The organism is Protofrankia sp. CiP3, from assembly GCF_917627345.1.
Taxonomy (GTDB): Bacteria; Actinomycetota; Actinomycetes; order Frankiales; family Frankiaceae; genus Protofrankia.
Genome location: NZ_CAKJTM010000221.1, coordinates 1 through 2,075, shown reverse-complemented (window position 1 = coordinate 2,075; position 2,075 = coordinate 1). Strand labels below are relative to the sequence as shown.

2 protein-coding genes are annotated in these 2,075 nt (G+C 66.3%); one reads left to right on the top strand and one right to left on the bottom strand.

All coding sequences use genetic code 11. The features are described 5' to 3' along the window. Nucleotides 1-283: 283 nt before the first annotated feature. On the top strand, nt 284-493 hold the full coding sequence (locus MJ797_RS26555) for a hypothetical protein (protein WP_239342454.1): 210 nt from the start codon (nt 284-286) through the stop codon (nt 491-493). 192 nt (nt 494-685) lie between these two features. Here the strand turns inward: MJ797_RS26555 and MJ797_RS26550 are convergent. Further along, a partial coding sequence (locus MJ797_RS26550; RefSeq protein ID WP_239342452.1) for a recombinase family protein occupies nt 686-2,075 on the bottom strand: 1,390 nt, incomplete at its 5' end.

Sequence of the window (2,075 nt, the reverse complement as noted above, 5' to 3'; positions counted from 1 at the left end):
TGAGTTTCCGAAAGGCTCCCAGGCGTCGAAAAACCCGTGTAGCCGATTCCGGACAGCCAACCTGCCTGTGAACACCGTCTGATGATCAGCAATTCCAGCCCCGCCTCGGTTCCACGAGCGGCTGCGACTGTCGTCCGAGGGCGGCGTCTACGTAACTCTGTGTAATCCGCTGTGGATTTCGCGAACCGTCCTCTTCTGCCACGAGGCGGTCCGCGTAGCGTGACCGCTCAAGCCGCTGGTGGATCGTGCTGGTGGTAGGCAGGTTCAGTCGGATCTGGCGCGGATGGCGTCGAAGGCGGCGACAGCCCGCCTCGTCGCGGTCATCCGCCACGCCTGCTCCAGCAGTCCAGCGACCTTCTCCCAGTCCGGCTCCGCGGCGTCGTCGACGTTGACGCCTACCCAGCCGGTGGTCTCAACCGGTCAGTGCACCACCCGCATCGTGCTGGGATCCATGGGGTTCCGGCATGAGGCGGACGCCCGGATGATGCACTGACCGCTGGAGACCGCCCGGGCTATCGCCGCAGCAGGTATTGACCTGGCCGCGACATCAAGATCTCGATACTCTAGCGCTTCCGAGTCTGGTCAGGGATGAGATTCGCTCGCGGCTGGCTGCGCAGTCGCCCCAGGGGGATGTGGACGACCCGCCCTGAGAATCTGACGCGCAAGCTCCGCGACCCATGGATGTTCAGAGAACCTGTTCAGCGCTCGTGGAGAACCGTACCGACGAGCCCGACCGGTCGTCACGGCCAAGATCCCGGTCGCACCACCGCGAGACGCTTCCACTGATGGAGGGCGTGGGCGTAGTGGCCGAGTCGCCCCTCGGACACTCTCGTTCGTACATGATCGTCGGAGGTTTGGCTTCTGCGATCACTCGGTGTGCTCCAGGTTCGTAGGTGAGCTGTAGGCCGAGCTGAGTGTAGATCTCCGCCTTGTCGGCGGGATCGGCCTCCCCCAGGACAGTCACGATGTCGCCCATCGCGGTGACGACGTCGGTGATCTCTTGCTCGGTCATGCGCTGGCGGCCGGTGGTGGCTCGGAGTCGGGCCTGGGCAGCAGCGCGTTCAGTGTTGGCTTTGGCGGTCCAGCGGGCGACGAGGGTGGGGTCGGTGCCGGCTTCGAGGGCGAGCCGGTAGCGCTCCAGTTTCGCGTCGCAGTCGGCGATGGTTCGTCGTGCTCGGTCGAGGCCGGCGTCGTGGGTGATCGTGGCTTCGTCGTCCTGGGCAGCGGTGACGGCGGCGATGGTCGTGGGCAGACGTGCTGGGCTGAAGGCGCGAGCGAGCCAGCGGTCGAGATGGGGAACGATGAGCTCTTCGCGGACGTAGATGCTGCGGGGATGGTGGACGTGGTTGGCGAGGGCGTACTGGTCGGGGTAGACGCAGCGGTAGTGGGGTTTGCCGTTGTTCCAGCTGCCCTGCATCCGCCGCCGACAGAGTCCGCAGTGCATGAGTCCGCGCAGCTGGTAGGGGTGTCGGGTGCGCTTGGGTTCGCGCGGTCCGCTCGGGTCGACTTTGCGGACGTTGTAGCGGGCCTGGACCTGGGCGAAGGTCTCGTCGTCGACCAATGGCGGGTGGACGGCGGCGGCCGAGTAGATCCAGACATCTGGGTCGTTCCAGCGCATCCGCGTTTCGTAGCCGAGAGCGACGTCCTCGACGTCGAGGAGTACCTCGTCCTTGCGTTGGCGGTTCCAGACCTGGCGGCCGGTGTAGCGGGGGTTGGTCAGGATCGCGCGCAGCGCAGCTTTGGACCAGGCGATGCCCGTGCGGTGCGGGTTACGTACCGGGTCATGGGCGGACGGGCTGGGGATGCCGTCCGCGGTAAGTCCTTCGGCGATCGCATACAGTCCGCGGCCGGTCGCGTACTCGCGGAAGATCCTGGCGATGATGGGACTGGTAACCGGGTCCGGTTCCAGGACGTGGAGGCGTTTGCCGTCGGCGGCTTTGGCGGGGTTGGGGTGGGGTCCGGCGTCGGCGAGCTGGTAGCCGTAGGGGGGTCGTCCGCCGAGGTAGCGGCCTTCGACTTTGGCTTGGGCGGCCATCGCTGACCGCACCCGGATTTTGATGCGGTTGCGTTCTCCT

Coding starts and splice junctions, on each gene's coding strand:
- MJ797_RS26555 (WP_239342454.1), top strand. CDS start 284: ATGGCGTCGAAGGCGGCGACAGCCCGCCTCGTCGCGGTCATCCGCCAC.